The following is a 17,221-nucleotide window of genomic DNA, read 5'->3' as shown; positions in this document are numbered from 1 at the left end:
CATTGATATAAAATCTGATATTTTTATATTTTCATAAATACGTCTCTTATTATGAGTACAAAAAAATTTTTATTAAGTGAGAACGATATACCTCGTGCGTGGTATAACGTAGTTGCTGACATGAAAAACAAGCCGATGCCACCCTTGCATCCTGGTACAAAAAAACCGCTCAAACCAGAAGATTTATATCCCATCTTTGCAAAGGAACTTGTGCATCAAGAATTGAATACAACAGACGCCTGGATAGAAATTCCTGACGAAGTTCGAGATTTATACAAGATATGGCGTCCTACCCCTTTAGTTCGGGCATATGGATTAGAAAAAGCATTAGATACTCCTGCCCATATATATTTTAAGAACGAAAGTGTAAGCCCTGTTGGTTCCCATAAATTAAATTCGGCTATTGCCCAGGCTTATTTTTGTAAAAAAGAAGGGGTTACCAATATTACAACAGAAACCGGAGCCGGACAATGGGGTGCGGCATTATCCTATGCCGCAAAATCTTTTGGCCTTGAATTAGCGGTATATATGGTAAAAGTAAGTTATCATCAGAAACCCTACCGCCGCTCTATCATGCAAACTTTTGGGGCGCAAGTAATAGCCTCTCCAAGTATGTCAACAAAAGCCGGCCGCAAGATATTAACTGAAAATCCGAATTATCAAGGAAGTTTAGGCACGGCTATATCTGAAGCCATAGAATTAGCGACACAAACTCCTAATTGTAAATATACTTTAGGCAGTGTACTTAATCACGTCATGCTACACCAGACAGTTATCGGTCTCGAAGCTGAAAAACAAATGGAAATGGCTGGAGAATACCCCGATATCGTTATTGGATGTTTTGGCGGCGGATCCAACTTTTCAGGTATTTCATTTCCCTTTTTACGTCATAAGCTTACAGAAGGCAAAGATATACGTATCATTGCTGCCGAACCAGCCTCTTGCCCTAAATTGACACGCGGTGTATTCCAGTATGACTTCGGTGATGAAGCCGGCTACACACCACTCCTACCCATGTATACTTTAGGTCATAATTTCGCTCCGGCTCATATCCACGCTGGAGGACTTCGCTATCATGGAGCCGGCTCTATTGTCAGCCAGCTGAAAAAGGATAATCTTATGGAAGCTGTAGATATACAACAACTTGATACATTCAAAGCTGCAACCATATTCGCCCAATCAGAAGGCATTATCCCTGCTCCAGAATCATCTCACGCAATCGCAGCTGCCATTCGAGAAGCTCAGGCAGCAAAAGAATCCGGGGAAAAGAAAGTTATATTATTCAATCTTTCAGGCCATGGGCTTATTGATATGGCAGCCTATGACCAATATCTGGCTGGTGATCTTACAAACTTTGAAGTTACAGATGAAGATGTCGCAAAAAATCTGGAAGCAATAAAGGATTTATAAATACAAGACCTCGTTACTACAAAAGGCTTTCAGAACAATTCTGAAAGCCTTTTGATTGTTATATCTTCTCTCCCATAAAAACTAAAGATTATTTTTCTGAACCTTTAGAACTCGGTTTAGCAATTGCTTCACGCATCGTTGTGTCGGCCTCTATATTTTTCATCTTATAATAATCCATAATGCCCAAATTCCCAGAACGGAAAGCATCAGCCATAGCTCTCGGAACTTCTGCTTCCGCTTCAATCACTTTTGCCCGAGCTTCCTGAGCTTTTGCTTTCATTTCCTGCTCAAGAGCTATTGCCATAGCTCGACGTTCCTCAGCTTTAGCCTGTGCAATATTCTTATCAGCCTGAGCTTGATCCATTTGCAACCCGGCACCAATATTTTTACCTATATCGATATCTGCAATATCAATAGACAAAATCTCAAAAGCTGTACCCGAGTCAAGACCTTTTCTTAAAACGAGCTTTGATATAGAATCAGGATTTTCAAGCACAGTTTTATGTGACTCAGAAGATCCGATAGATGAGACAATACCTTCCCCCACACGAGCTAAAATAGTATCTTCTCCCGCACCACCTACCAACTGACGAATGTTAGCCCGAACTGTAACACGAGCTTTAGCAATCAACTGGATACCGTCTTTAGCCACAGCAACAACCGGCGGTGTATCTATCACTTTAGGATTCACAGACATTTGCACGGCTTCAAATACATCACGCCCCGCTAAATCTATAGCCGTTGCCATTTGAAAACCCAAATCTATATTAGCTTTTGAAGCAGATACCAATGCATGAACCACACGTTCTACATGCCCCCCAGCTAAATAATGCGCTTCCAATTCATCGCGAGTAATTGCTTTCAGTCCTGCTTTATGAGCTTCAATCATAGCACGAACGATAATTTGAGGCGGCACTTTACGTATCCGCATCAGGAAGAGTTGCAGCAAAGAAATATTTACACCCGAAACTCTGGCCGATATCCACAAAAGGAAGGGTACAAAGTAAAAAAATAAAATTACTAATACCACAACGGCAACTAACAGAAAATAACTGTATCCCAACATACTTACATTTATTATAGTTTATATTCAATCATCTTTTTTACGAACAATTACCGATGTTCTCTCAACACGTTCTACTATTACGGAAGAACCTTCATCAATAAAATCTTCCCGCGTCTTTCCCTCCACTTGTACCGTACCAATAAGGACAGTACCCATAGGATTCAAACGAGACAAAGCAATCCCCTCATCACCGACTTTTATAGAATCATTCACCTGTGTCGGGATAACAGAATCTATATCTGTTTTCAATGATATTCTATCCAAACTCTTTGAACGCATAAACCAAATAATACCGACAACACATGCAACAACCGACGCAGCAATTGTAACATATCCCGCTGTAGTCCCAAGATTTACAAATGCATAATAAATACCTCCTCCAAAAAAAATCAGCGAACTAAAGCCTGCTACTGTAATCCCAGGAAGAAAAAATATCTCAAGAATAATCAAGACTACTCCAATCAAGACCAATAATATGATAATCAATATATCCATAACCGAACGATTATATCATTTCTTTTGCTGCTTTAACAATACATTTATTTCTGCTGCACGACTACGATTATCTAAATCTTCCGGCTGTCCATACAAAGAAACTAAAGAAGACTCTAATTTTTTTATTTCTCTCGATAAAGTTTCTTTATTCCCTTTCTGATTTACATATTGCTCTCTCAAACCAGACAATTGAGCCTCTAGCTCTTCTATTTGTTTACGACATTCATTTGCTTTTATATACAAATCTTTAGCCTCTTTGCTCTCAAAATCAGCCAATGAAGTATAGACTATCTGATTATTTACAATAAATATAAAGTCTGCCTTAGGCTCATTTTCAACTACTTCTGAAGGATTATATATATGTTGCAAGATTTGTGCATAATTATTATTTTTTTTCCATGTCTGTTTTATAGAAGATATTTTGCCCAAAGAACGAGCCCACTCTTCATCATTCCCCTGATAAACGACTTTTTCTACATTAGGAATAAACACATATATAATCACCTTATCTTCAGGCTGATATCGGTCAGAAGCAAACCATCCGATATTGTTCAATTCATCAATAGCCATCATATAATCATTAAAAGGAGAATTAAAAGGCATGCCCATATTTTCCGGGGCCAAAAAATTTCCTGAATTCAGGTTCATCCGGGTAACAAAAATATCATATCCTCCCAATGATTCTTCTCCCGTAGATGCATAATAAAGTGTTACTCCATCAGATAATAAAAATGGGAAATTCTGGTCATCTTTATTATTTATATTTCCAGTTAAAGACAAAGCCTCTCCCCAGCTATCATCAACTAATCGGCTTCGAGACATCAAATCATATCCGTTTTTTGCCGTTTTAACACCATACACAATTTTATCTCCTTTTTGATTTTGATAAACTGATGAATTATTTTTAGTTTGGGATTTAAAAAAGGTATTATAGTCATGCAAACTTCCCGATTCTGGACTTAATTTATAATGTTTAAAAAAATCTTGTTTATCAACAATCATACTATCAATAATCTGTACTTCCTCAACACGTCTAACCATCTGCTCCCCCATTTTTGCTTTTGCAATTTTTGCATCTATCGCCTCGGTATCTTGCTTACTTTTTTGGAGCATCGCCTTATATTTTTCATAATTTTCAAGTGCATCGGAAAATCTATATTGCCGGTTATAAAGGTCTCCAAGATACAAGTAAGAATCTTGTATCTTACGCGAGGCTGCCACTTTTAAATATTTTTCAGAAGCATTATACTCTCCTGTTTCATATAGACAAACTCCATACCACTGATTTAAACTCGAATTATTGGGAGATTTCTTAATCAATGTCTCAAAAATAGGTTTAGCCTGGTCATATTTACCGGCTTTATACAAATCCCGAGCCCGTTCTAAGCTCTGTGCCATTACTGTACAACCCAACAAATATAACACACCAAAAAGCAATATGAATTTTATACGCCCCTTCATTATTCTTTTACTATCTCGTTTTCTTTTTGTTATTAACTTACAACATCCAAATATACAAAGTAATTTTTTTATACACTAAACCTCTTTAGAATTTATTTTCATCAACATATGCCTATAAAAATATAGATACTCTTCATTTAGCCCAAAGGCATCTTTAGGAATATATATAAAATGACTCTTATCCGTATATAACAGGAAAGCAGCCTTTCTCATCTTAAAAAAACATATATCGCTCCATAAAACGCGATCAAGACTTTTATCCGTAAAATGAAACACAATCTCTTTTTCATCAATTATAAGATATTTATCCAATATGTTCCACCGATTTTGAGGATAAGCGATATATTCAAAATACTTTATCATTAAAAGAAAGGGGGAAACTAAGAAAATCAAGATTAATAGAAGATAAAAGAAATCAAAATTCCACCATAAAGCAACAGATAATATTACGGCAATAAAAAATATCCATACTATTTTTCGACGCAAAAAAAGGATAAACAAAATCTTAAAATATTTGTCGGCAGGAAGCCTAAATACACCTGTTGTAATAATCATATTCAATCTTTATTTTTTACCCGTATAAAATTAAATATATTTTCTGCTTTCCTATAATCAAGTTTTACAAAATACACTACTTTTGCACAAAATTTACACACTTTGATATGGCAATACCCGATGCTCGAGAAAAACTTTTAAAAAAGCTCGACCAAAAAATGAAAAAGGCTATCTTCGATTATCATCTGGTCGAAGAGGGGGACCGAATTCTTATTGCGCTGTCAGGGGGAAAAGACTCTCTAGCCCTCACAGAACTCTTAGGCCGTAAAGTCAAAATATATCAACCCCGATTTTCATTACTTTCAGCACATGTCAGTATGAGCAACATTCCCTATCAGAGTAATATAGAATATCTACAACAATTTGCCAAACAGTATAATATCCCATTCATCCATCGACATACCTCATTCAATCCTGAAACTGACACTCGCAAATCTCCATGCTTTCTTTGCTCATGGTACAGAAGAAAAGCTCTATTCGATATCGCAAAAGAATACAACTGCAACAAAATAGCATTAGGGCACCATCAAGACGATATCCTACAAACTTTACTTATGAATATGACCCACCAAGGAGCATTTGGCACTATGCCTCCATTTCTGAAAATGAGTAAATTCGAAATGACATTGATACGCCCCATGTGTCTTATTACAGAAAAGGAGCTTAAAATATTATCCAAAATGTCAGGCTATTTAAAACAGAAAAAAAATTGCCCTTATGAAAACTCTTCAAGTCGTATTCAAATGAAAACGGTCATTGAAATTCTCGAAAAAATGAATTCTCAAGTTCGCAGCAACATGTGGAACAGTATGACACATATACAACCCGATTATCTACCTTCTATAAAAAATAAATAAAAACTATGCAAGGCTTATATTCAATACTACTACTAATCATATCAAATATCTTCATGACTTTTGCCTGGTATGGGCACCTGAAGTTACAAGAAATGAAAATTATAAGTAATTGGCCTCTTATCGGAGTAATACTATTATCATGGGGTATCGCTTTAGCTGAATATATGTGCCAAGTTCCAGCTAATCGACTCGGTTTTCAAGGAAATGGCGGACCGTTCAGTCTAATGCAACTTAAAGTTGTACAAGAGGTTATTACTCTAATCATATTTACACTGTTCTCAACCCTTTTGTTCAAAGGTGAATCTCTGCATTGGAACCACTTGGCAGCATTCGTATGCCTGGTGTTAGCTGTTTATTTTGTATTTATGAAATAATCTTACCATAAAACATGAATATATAACAAAACAAAACTTCAAGCCACACAAAATTTACTTATTGTTAGTTTTTTTTGAAAAAAAAGACATAATAATACCTAAATAAAGGTATTGTTATGTACCTTTGTATATTGTACTTTTGTGCGAAGATAATAACACGATTTCTTTTAACTGTATCTATTGGTCGGTAAATATATAAATATACCTTCCCTTTACTTGCATTTATTGGAGTCTTTTATATTATACTATGAATCAGGACTGTACCAAATGGAGTTTGAACGAAAGATCATAGAGCATGACATGGTAGCTTTTCAAGAGCTATACAACAACAATATATCCGAATTAGTGGCTTTTGCATATCGTTTTACTTATGATATAGAAATTGCCAAAGATTTGGTACATGACGCTTTTGTATGGATCTGGGATCACCCTGAGAAGATAAATTGTCAAGGCAATATAGAGGCTTTACTATTGCACATCGTCCGCTCAAACTGCCTAAACTACATACGAGATTTAGATATACAAGACAAGAACCAGGAAAAACTGGTAGAAGCAAGTATTTTTGCAGGTATGGATATAGATGATGACCCATATGGTCAAAAAGATGAACTCATAAAACGCCTAAAGAAAATTATGGGGTCATTACCCGAAAAGAGTCGTGTCATTTTGGAAAAACATATTGTTAATGGTACAAAAGTAAAAGATATTGCATCAGAAATGCACATCGCAGAGTCTACTGTTAAAACTCATTTAAAACGCACCATGAGAGTTTTAAGGGAAAACATGGCTATCTTTTTGTTCACTTCAATTCTTTTTATCTATCTTTTTTCTTAAAAAAAAAATATTTTTTGTCCCCCATTTTTACATCTAATGTTTATTATATACAAAATGCTAATTTTAAAGCTTTGTATAGATAACAGACAAGTATGCGAAAAATAGACTGGGAAATCATCGCTAAAGATATTGATAACCAAACATCTATCTCTGAAAAAAAGAAATTGAAAAAATGGTTAGATGCATCTGAGCAACATTACAAATATTATAATAAAGTAAAACAAAATTATTTTAAACAGCTTTCTTTTGATAAAAAATCTAATGACATTGACTTTTTAAAACTCAAAAAAAGATTGGTATCTCATTCTTTAAATACACAACCATATAGAACATCTCGATTCCGTAATTTTGTTATTTACTCATCTGTAGCATGCATAGTAGCTGGATTGTTATGTGGAATATTCCAATGGACATCAAATCATAAACGTGATGATATTCAAATATTTAAAGAAATATCAGAACATCATTTACCCGGAACAAATAAAGCCACTCTATTCATCGACAATCACGAATACATTGCTTTGGGACAAAACTCTGTCTTGCTCGATTTGCGTGGTGTAAAAATAACTAATAGTGCACAAGGAGACCTCACATACCAAAAAACAGAAAAAAGCTCTCCTATATTAAATAAACTTGTAGTTCCTAGAGGGGGAGAATATAAAGTTATTTTATCTGACAGTAGCACCGTATGGCTCAACTCCGAATCTACTCTTGAATATCCCTCCATATTTGAAGGAAATACACGACGAGTAACCTTAATCGGAGAAGGATATTTTAAAATATCAAAAAATGAAAAAAAACCGTTTATTATTGAAACCGCTGACACAGAAATCGAAGTATTAGGGACAGAATTTAATGTATCGGCATACCCAGACAACTCGTATACAACTACCACTTTAGTAGAAGGTTCGGTCAAAATAGAATACAAAGCAATCGACAGCCAGGATATTCTCAAGCCCGGAATGCAATCTTATTATAATATCAAAGAAAATTCGAGCCAAATATCATATGTTAATACTGAATTCAACACCTCATGGAAAAATAAAATATTTAGTTTCAATGACACACCATTAGAAGATTTACTAAAAATTGTCTCTCGGTGGTATAATTTTAAATATACAATAAAAGATCCATCATTACTCTCATATCATTTTTCAGGGGAACTAAGCCGTAAAAAAAATCTCGACTATTTATTCCGGGTACTTGAAGAAGTCGGTATCCCTATGGAAATCAGTTATAAAAATGGGACAGTAACATTAGATAAAAAATAATTTATATAATGAATATATCATATATATTACAAAAAGGTAAAAATAAGCAATGGTTACAAATATTAATCATTTCTATTATTTGCGTTAATAGTTACGCCTCCGAAATAGAAACAACAAACTCTGTCATATCTCCTTATGCTATAGTATCAGCAGGTGACCGAGTTATCAACTCAGACGAACTAAAAAAGGCAAGCCTCACGAACTTGTGGGATGCCATTCAAATACTCGAACCATCCTTAAAAGATGAAAGTCAGGATATTTATGGAGATATGCCCGGGTATCTACCATCTTCTGTCTCAATAAGAGGGAAAAAGATTTGGTCGACCAATATAGATAATCCATACTTACCTTTATTTATCATTGATGGGGCAAGAGTACCTTTACGTCAAGCAATGAACCTCGATATCAACGATATTGATAAAATCATTATTTATAAAGACGCAGCCAGCCTTTCTCGATATGGAATTTATGGGGCAAACGGAGTTATCGAATTTATAACTCAAAAGCCCCAAACTGGAAAAATAAAAATCAATTATCTATTCGACGCAATCATACAAAATGCAGATTTGAATTCCCATAAAGTAATCGATGAATATGCTCAAAAAGAAGTTCACACCGACTGGTTACAACAGCCTATCCAAACAGCATTCCAACATAGGCATAAAATCAATATAGAAGGTGGAGACGAATATGTAAAATATAAATTCTCTACCCGATTTTCTCCTTCAGGAAATGGGGTAATGAAAAAGTCGAAAAATGATATACTTGGGCTCAATTCCTACATTGAATATAATTTCAAAGCTTTACATATATCTAATGATATCGTATTCAATCAAATAAAAGGACATGCTTCTAATTATGGAACTTATGATTATTATCGTCAACTGAATCCCGAATGGAAAGCTACAGATGAAACAGGCATTCCATATACCGTATTAAATGAAAATGAAACAACACAATGTATTAATCCGGTATATGAAGCGACATTAGGATCTTTTGACAAGACAAAATCAAACGAAATATACGATAATCTGAATCTAAGGCTTTCTTTGAAAAAAGGATTTACCATAGATGGATCTTTCGCCTTTGTCAGAGAAACTAATCAACACGATATCTTTATATCCCCATCTTCCGGCCTATACCACAATGTTGAAAGCGGCAGTAATATAGGAAGATATGACATTTTAAGAGAAAATAGCTTATCATTCGAAGCCTCTCTTGCCTTACAATATCAGAAACATATCAAAAAATCAAATATAGGAGTATCGGCCGGAGTACGAACATTCAGTGGAAAATATTACGACGAAGCTTATGCCGGAATAGGTATTCCCACCGATCGAATGGCCTACGTATCATTCACTAAAAGCTACGATACTTTAAATATGGCAACAGCCCATCGAGAATATGACAGAACTTTACAAAGCATATTATCAGGACATTATACATATGATAACAGATATGGATTACGAGCTTCCATAAATTATAATCGCTCCTCACTTCTATCTACAGAAGAACGGAATGCATGGTTTTACAATACATCTATCTACTGGAACATTCATAATGAAGCATTTATGAAAAACTCTGGTATAAGTCGATTTATTTTAAATGCATCTATAGGAACTACAGGAGGAATAGGATTCTCAGATGATGATTACAATGTAACCTATAAATCAGATATAGGTAATGAATATATTTATAATTATTATCTTATCGGGTCATCTATACAGTCCATGCCAAACAGAAATATCAAATGGCATACTATAAACAATCGAAACTTATCTTTGCTGTTCGACTATAAAAAAATCTCTTTGGCATTTAACTACTACAACAATCTTACAAAAAATATAATTATACTTGATCTCCTCCCTTTGTCTACCGGATATGAAAATTCAATTTCAAACGGTGGTGAAATTCGAAATGAAGGTATCGAATTTTACCTTCATACTAAAATCATCGAAAACCTAAAAGGCTGGTCATTAAGTGCATTCATATCAGGGATGCATAACCATAATAAGATAGAAAAAGTTCCTGATTATTTTGCATCTAAATATAATAGTACGGTACGTAATAACTATTTACAATATGCCAAACAGTATCACCGACTTTCAGAATTACATGAAAATCGACCTTTAAATACAATATACAAATACTCTGAATCTCACATTGACAAAGATGGACAAGACATTCTCGACGGGACCCCGAGCTATGTAGGCTCTACTGACGATAAATTCCGAGGGAATTTAGGGCTTACACTACAATACAAACAATGGTGGATAAATACAATCGTCAATTGTTCTTTGGGAGGTTATACATATGACTGGTTCAATCTGTTACCAATAGGAGATAACTTTTACTCCAAAAATAATTGTTTTTCACTTAGTTCATTACAATTGGGCTATTCCTTTACGCCAGAAATATGTTCAAAAATGCATATGAGAGCTCTGACTTTGGCTTTGTCTGGAAATAATCTAGTACGCACTAGTTCTGCAAAAACAGCAAAAGGTATACTATATCCTTATGCCCGAACAATGGCTTTTTCGTTACGTATAACTTTTTAACAAATTGATTATGAAAAAGATACCATACATATTACTCCTTTTAGTATTCTATTCCTGTTCCGACTGGTTCGATATCCAATCGGACAATACAAGTGTCACAGATAAAAAGTTCTTTAAAGATGAGAACTCTTTTTATAACGCTTTGACCGATGTATATACACAACTCAGACAACCTTCTTTATACGGTGACAATCTTTCTATCGGGATGTTAGAATTTATGGGTCAAAATTTTACTCCATATGATGAAAGAACCACAGCTTTTTGTAAATACGATTACACTCAAATAGAACAGGCCGGTATCCTTTCTGATATATGGAGAGAAATGTTCAGGGCCATAGGTTCTTGCAATAAACTAATCGAAGAGATTGAAAAAACAAATGTTATTTTTTACAATAGTGGCCAGAAACAAATCATTACAGGAGAAGCTTATGCCCTCAGGGGGGCTTTACATTTTGAGCTGCTCAGGCTTTTCCATCCGAATATAACTAATGATCCCAGTTATAGAGCACTTCCATATATGACAACTTTCGGTACACAAGTAAGTCCCTCACTATCAACAACAGAATTATTAAGTAAAATCATCCAAGATCTAAAGTTTGCAGCAGAATTATTAAAACCTTATGACCCAATTCTGACTGGAATAAGTTCTTCCAGTATAAAACCGGGAGAAATAGACAGTAAACTAAGAACTTTTGAAATGAACTACTATGCTGTAACAGCAATATTGGCTCGAATTTCATTATATACGGGAAATTATGCTGATGCCTTCAGTTATGCAGACGAAACATTTAACCATATTCGAAATGTAGAAAGTCGAAATCAAGTATTTTACTATTTTACACCCGGGAAATACGGCAGTGATTTCAGCTTTTCTCGTGAACATATTTTCGGGATAGCATCTCCCCCTGAAGGACTAACTCAACTGTCTGAAGAAATGTTTAATGAAAAGAAAATCAAAACCCGCACAGGACTAAAAGATATATTTCCAGAAGCAAGCGATATCAGATATAGAGCTTGGTTCAACTCTTCAGGCAACAATGAATATATCATGTCCAACAAATTCGGAAAAGAATCTTTATTGATAGATTACAATAAAACAACTTCAGGCGAATCGACCAGCTTACCAGTAAGAATCCCTTTTATAAAATTAGGAGAAGTCGCACTTATTGCTGCCGAATCCCTAAATGAGCAAAATCAAATCGATGATGCAGCCCAATGGATTATAGATATGGAAACAAGTAAAGGAGCTTCTTATTTAACAAAAATCAAAGAGAATGGAGAACTCAACCAAAATACTTTACGTAAGGTTATCCGGGAAGAATACGAACGAGAATTCTGGGGTGAAGGTCAATTGTTCTTTTTTCATAAAAGGATGAATGATACAGAAATAACATCATATGACGGAACTAAGATAGAAATGAGTAATAAACAATATACTTTACCTGTACCGCCAAACGCTTTTTAAGTAAACGATTCGGTAAAATTGTAAATCATGAAAATGAAAAGAAAACTAAAAATAGTTATTCCGGTAATACTCTCCCTATTATTCTTCTACGGAGGGAAAATACATGCACAAAAAAATATTACCGTACATATTAAAGATAAAACTTTTGCAGAAGCATTACAAATACTGAAAGAGGCATCAGGTTATCAGTTCTTCTATACCAATCAGCTTGTCGACAATAAAAAGAAAATTACAATATCTGCCGACAATATCGATTTAAGAATTGTACTAAAGCGCATTTGCCATCCGCTGAATTTACAATTTTCGGTCATAGACAATACTGTCGTTATCTCTAAAAATACACGTCCTACAGAAAAGGAAATACCAGGTAAATACAAAGTATCAGGAACCATCTTGGATGAAAATAAACATCCACTTTCAGGAGCTGTCATCATACAAGATGAAAATGGTTTTTCTAAAAATACAACTGTATCTGACGATGAGGGGAATTATAGTCTAATGCTTGACTCCCCCAATAACAAGATGACGGTCTCATTCATTGGTTATAAAAAAAGGACTTTACGCCCCAATGGAAAAATCGTACTTGACATTGAACTTGAGCCAGATGTTGTAGAAATTGACAATGCCGTTGTTATCGGCTATTATCCAAAAGCTAAAAATAGTTTTACAGGAACGGCAGTATCGGTCAAAGGCGATGAACTGAGAGCAGTAAACAACACAAATTTGTTCGAAGGTCTCAAGGTTTTCGATCCATCCTTTCAAGTTGTCGATGTACGTGGCGTGTTCGGATCAGATCCAAACCACATTCCTGACCAAATAGAGATACGTGGGCAAAACAGTTTTCCTGATATATCCCAAAGTAATTTACAAACCGTAACCAGTCTACCCATCTTCATACTCGACGGATTCGAGATTTCCGTACAGAAAGTATATGACCTTGACATGAACCGCATCCAAAGTGTCACTATATTGAAAGATGCATCAGCATCAGCCATTTATGGCTCTCGTGCAGCAAACGGTGTAATCGTTATCGAAACCAAAAGCCCTGAATCGGGAGTATTGCAAGTAAGCTATACTCTTAACAGTGGTTTACAAATTCCAGATTTAAGTTCCTATAACCTGATGAATGCCGCTGAAATGCTTGAGTTTCAAAAAGCTGCAGGAGTATTCGACGCTACCGAACCAGGAGAAGATCCCGGAAACAAATTGAACTCATATAACTTAATAAAAAAAGAAATCATGAGCGGAACAGACACATACTGGTTGTCAAAACCCCTACAAGTAGGATTTCAACATAAACATACCATATTCATCGATGGAAGTGTAACCCGTATGAAAGAAGAAAAAGGAAATATGAGGTACTCTGTAAACTTGGGATACGGACAAACTAACGGAGTAATGAAAGGATCAACTCGCTCTACTTATGAGGCTGGAACAAAATTAATGTATAATTCTTCTAAGATATTCATTACCAATGACATGCAATTTAGTATGGTAAAAAGTACCGAATCTCCATATGGTTCTTTTTCAACCTACACTTCTGCACTACCTTACTTCAGAGAAAAAGATGAAAACGGTAATTATTATAGGACTTTGTCTCTAAATAATGTAGCCCCTCCCGGAATGGAACTCGGAGTATCCCCCATACAACAATCACCAATGTATGAAGCAAAATATCTCAACAGCTTCACCGCAGGTGAAACTATGAGTTTCACCAATAACACAGGTATCAATTGGTCGGTAACTTCTGATTTTAGAATAAAAGGAAATTTTTCTGTCTCATATGATTTCGATAGAGATGACATATTCCTTTCTCCTCAAAGTTTTACTTACATTAATAACAATGACAATAGCATCAATAATCCCGATGTCCTTTACAATCGAGGAAAATATGATTTAAGTAATTCCAATACTCTTGCCTACAACGGTAACATTGTAGCATCTTATTCACATTCATTCGGCAAACATGATATCCAAGCCATCCTCGGAGGCGAAATACGTCAGTCCCAAAGCAATAGTGACGGTTATATCGTGACAGGATTCATGGGAGACGCTTTAGATTATTTATCTTATGCAGCTCAGTATGAACAATATGGGCGACCATCCGGAGTAGAATCTACGACGCGCTCTTTAGGTGCATTTACCAATTTGAATTATTCTTACGATAACCGATACTTAGTAGACTTGACCGCACGTATGGATGGTTCCTCCTTATATGGAAAAAACCAACAATCTGCACCTTATTGGTCTACCGGTATCCGTTGGAATATACACAATGAAGCATTCCTTGAAGGAAACGCCAATTTCAAAAAATTGGCACTACGTGCTAACATCGGAACCACAGGAAACCAAAATTTCAGCAAAAATCAAGCTATGAGTTTGTATTATTATCAAACTCCGGTATATGGAGGATATTTCGGAGCTATTATCAGCACTCTTGGAAATCCCGACCTGAAAGGACAAACTACATTCAATCGGAATATCGGAGTCGAAACTACTTTATTCAATAATAAATTGAACCTGGACTTTAACTACTATTATAATACTACCACAGGTAATCTGACCGATATTACCATCGCACCGTCTATCGGTTTCAGTTCATATAAAACTAATATGGGCGACCTTACAAATAAAGGTATAGATTTCAGTCTGAGCTATGCTCCTATACGTACCAAAAACATGTTATTAAACTTTACTCTCAACGGGACACATAATCAGAACAAAATCACAAAAATATCTGATACTCTAAAAAAATATAATGAAACGATAAACCAGAAAATAGAAGAAGATGAGAAAAATGAATACACTACAGTATTCCTCTTTAAAGAAGGTGAATCTATGAATACAATTTATGCTGTACGAAGTTTGGGTATAGATCCTGGTACTGGAAAAGAAATTTTTTTGGATAAAAACGGTGCTAAAACATTCATTTGGAATGCAGAAGACCAAGTTCCCGTAGGTGTAAACGAACCAATTCTCCAAGGTTATATCGGTGCAAACTTTCGCTATAAAGCATGGGAATTCGGTACTAACTTCAACTATTCCTTTGGTGCTGATAAATACAATTATACATTACATCAAAGGATCGAAAATGTCGACTACATGGTCAATAATGATAAACGAGCTCTTACCGAAAGATGGAAACAACCGGGAGATATAGCTCGATACAAAGCAATAAACGATAACAGTGAGACAAAAGCTTCCTCCCGATTTGTGCAGAAAGAACGTCGCTTGAGTCTTACCTCATTAAGGGTAAGTTATACATTACCACAAGAACTCTTGAGAAATAAAGTATTATCAATGCTGCGTTTATCTGTAACTTGTAATGAGTTGTTTTATTGGTCAACTATACGTCAAGAAAGAGGACTATCCTATCCTTTTGCTCGTTCGGTAAATTTCTCAGCTCAAGTAAATTTCTAATCTGCGATTATGATGAAAAATATAATATACACAGCTTTATTATCCATGTTCATTTCCTTGTCATCTTGCTCATGGCTCGATGTTAACTCGAAATCCGAAGTTAGCATAGAAGATATGTTTTCTACCCGGGAAGGATATTACACTACACTATCAGGTATATATATCAGCATGGGAGGAGAAAACTTATATGGAAATAATTTATGTCTGTACGCACTCGAACCCCTTACTCAACAATACACCGTATCAGATACAGAAACAGATCGTACTAAATGGGCACAATTCCAGTATTCGACAGACGAAGGAGAGGAATTGATAAGCAATATATGGTCCACTATGTACAATACTATTGTCAATTGCAATGTTGTCATTGAGCAACTCCAAAAAGATGATATGCCTACATTCGAACCAGGAGTAACAAATATATTATTGGCCGAAGCCCTTGGGCTAAGAGCCTACATGTATTTCGACCTTATTCGCATGTACAATGATTCTTACAAAGTAAATCCAAATTCGGCAAATGTCCCTTATAAAACCGATTTCGGGTTTTCTATCGGAAAAAAAATAACAACAACTGAATTACTGCAAGAATTGATGGCCGACTTAACCAAAGCCCGTAAACTACTACAAGATAACGATCCGATATTTACAGGAAAAAGTTTCAATGACAAATATGTATCGTACGACCGTACACAACGCATGAATTATTATGCAGTAACTGCACTAATGGCTCGTATTGAAATGTTTCGTGAAAACTATAAGGAAGCATACCTTTTAGCCGATGAAATCATACAAAGTGAAAAATTCAGGTTTATCAAACAAGATGAAATCATTGAAACCGATATTTATGGAAAGGAATTGAAAGTCGACCGTATATTCATGCCTGAAATGATATTCGGACTATATACCGAAACAGTATTGACTGCATCAAAAGAAACTTACGAAGGACTGACTCAAGATTTTGTCAAGTCCGATGCTTGTTATGAGGAAAGTGATGTCCGACGCAATTGGCTGTACACCAATCCCAGTGCAAATAACAAAATAAACTTAATACGTTATCAACGATCCAAATTGACAGAAGATGCATCCAAATATGGACCTTCTGTAGTTCCGATGCTAAAACTCAGCGAAATGTATTTGATTGCAGCCGAAGCTACACTGAAAGATAAAAGTACCGGAGGAGATGCTATATCCCTTATCAATAAAATAAAAAAAGAACGAATCACAACAGAGCTCTCGGACAACGCATCTGAAGAAAAAATACAAACAGAGATTACCCACGAATACATCTGTGATTTTAAAGGAGAAGGTCAATTATTCTATTATTATAAACGAAACAATATGACCTCTATCGATGATGGTCGTTATAACGGAAACTCCGTCATTATGAAATCAGAAAACTACAAACTTCCCCTACCGAAATATGAACAGGACTTTGGCTATGGAAACTCAAACTAA

The 17,221-nt window shown here is 35.4% G+C and carries 13 protein-coding genes; 9 read left to right on the top strand and 4 right to left on the bottom strand.

The features are described from left to right. Positions 1–51: 51 nt before the first annotated feature. Positions 52–1,410, top strand: coding sequence for a TrpB-like pyridoxal phosphate-dependent enzyme (locus Cop2CBH44_RS14025; RefSeq protein ID WP_044230898.1), 1,359 nt, complete (start codon positions 52–54; stop codon positions 1,408–1,410). Between the two features lie 88 nt (positions 1,411–1,498). Here Cop2CBH44_RS14025 and floA read toward each other — a convergent pair whose 3' ends face one another. The 4 genes from floA to Cop2CBH44_RS14005 all read right to left on the bottom strand — a co-directional run bounded on the left by floA (position 1,499) and on the right by Cop2CBH44_RS14005 (position 4,987). Beyond that, the gene (gene floA, locus Cop2CBH44_RS14020; protein WP_021931811.1) at positions 1,499–2,476 is read right to left on the bottom strand and encodes a flotillin-like protein FloA; all 978 of its coding nucleotides are present in this window, start codon (positions 2,474–2,476) and stop codon (positions 1,499–1,501) included. Positions 2,477–2,500: 24 nt separating this feature from the next. Continuing rightward, positions 2,501–2,971 carry an NfeD family protein gene (locus Cop2CBH44_RS14015; RefSeq protein WP_021931812.1) on the bottom strand — a complete coding sequence of 157 codons (471 nt, stop codon included), beginning with the start codon at positions 2,969–2,971 and terminating at the stop codon, positions 2,501–2,503. A gap of 15 nt (positions 2,972–2,986) precedes the next feature. After that, positions 2,987–4,369 (bottom strand): tetratricopeptide repeat protein, encoded by a 1,383-nt coding sequence (locus Cop2CBH44_RS14010; RefSeq protein WP_200755057.1) that lies wholly within the window; start codon positions 4,367–4,369, stop codon positions 2,987–2,989. Between the two features lie 138 nt (positions 4,370–4,507). Beyond that, complete coding sequence (locus Cop2CBH44_RS14005) at positions 4,508–4,987, bottom strand: YcxB family protein (RefSeq protein WP_021931814.1); 480 nt, start codon at positions 4,985–4,987, stop codon at positions 4,508–4,510. Between the two features lie 107 nt (positions 4,988–5,094). On the opposite strand from Cop2CBH44_RS14005, the gene Cop2CBH44_RS14000 reads away from it, so the two are divergent. The 8 genes from Cop2CBH44_RS14000 (at position 5,095) to Cop2CBH44_RS13965 (ending at position 17,221) form a co-directional block, all read left to right on the top strand. Further along, on the top strand, positions 5,095–5,844 hold the full coding sequence (locus Cop2CBH44_RS14000; RefSeq protein WP_200755055.1) for a tRNA 2-thiocytidine biosynthesis TtcA family protein: 750 nt from the start codon (positions 5,095–5,097) through the stop codon (positions 5,842–5,844). Between the two features lie 5 nt (positions 5,845–5,849). Continuing rightward, positions 5,850–6,218: a DMT family protein gene (locus Cop2CBH44_RS13995; RefSeq protein ID WP_021931816.1), complete on the top strand. Its 369-nt coding sequence runs from the start codon at positions 5,850–5,852 to the stop codon at positions 6,216–6,218. Positions 6,219–6,485: 267 nt separating this feature from the next. Beyond that, on the top strand, positions 6,486–7,052 hold the full coding sequence (locus tag Cop2CBH44_RS13990; protein WP_021931817.1) for an RNA polymerase sigma-70 factor: 567 nt from the start codon (positions 6,486–6,488) through the stop codon (positions 7,050–7,052). A 92-nt stretch (positions 7,053–7,144) separates the two neighbouring features. Further along, entirely contained in the window at positions 7,145–8,323 is a 1,179-nt protein-coding gene (locus Cop2CBH44_RS13985; RefSeq protein ID WP_200755054.1) for a FecR family protein, read from the top strand. An 8-nt stretch (positions 8,324–8,331) separates the two neighbouring features. Beyond that, the gene (locus Cop2CBH44_RS13980; RefSeq protein ID WP_200755053.1) at positions 8,332–10,881 is read left to right on the top strand and encodes a TonB-dependent receptor plug domain-containing protein; all 2,550 of its coding nucleotides are present in this window, start codon (positions 8,332–8,334) and stop codon (positions 10,879–10,881) included. A gap of 10 nt (positions 10,882–10,891) precedes the next feature. After that, the gene (locus tag Cop2CBH44_RS13975) at positions 10,892–12,346 is read left to right on the top strand and encodes a RagB/SusD family nutrient uptake outer membrane protein (RefSeq protein WP_200755052.1); all 1,455 of its coding nucleotides are present in this window, start codon (positions 10,892–10,894) and stop codon (positions 12,344–12,346) included. Between the two features lie 27 nt (positions 12,347–12,373). Continuing rightward, complete coding sequence (locus Cop2CBH44_RS13970; protein WP_200755051.1) at positions 12,374–15,766, top strand: SusC/RagA family TonB-linked outer membrane protein; 3,393 nt, start codon at positions 12,374–12,376, stop codon at positions 15,764–15,766. Positions 15,767–15,775: 9 nt separating this feature from the next. Beyond that, positions 15,776–17,221, top strand: a complete 1,446-nt coding sequence (locus tag Cop2CBH44_RS13965) for a RagB/SusD family nutrient uptake outer membrane protein (RefSeq protein WP_246469133.1) — start codon at positions 15,776–15,778, stop codon at positions 17,219–17,221.

This window comes from Coprobacter secundus subsp. similis, assembly GCF_015097275.1.
GTDB classification, from domain to species: Bacteria; Bacteroidota; Bacteroidia; order Bacteroidales; family Coprobacteraceae; genus Coprobacter; species Coprobacter secundus.
The sequence above is the reverse complement of the archived record's forward strand: the minus strand, read 5'-3'. Positions and strand labels throughout refer to the sequence as shown.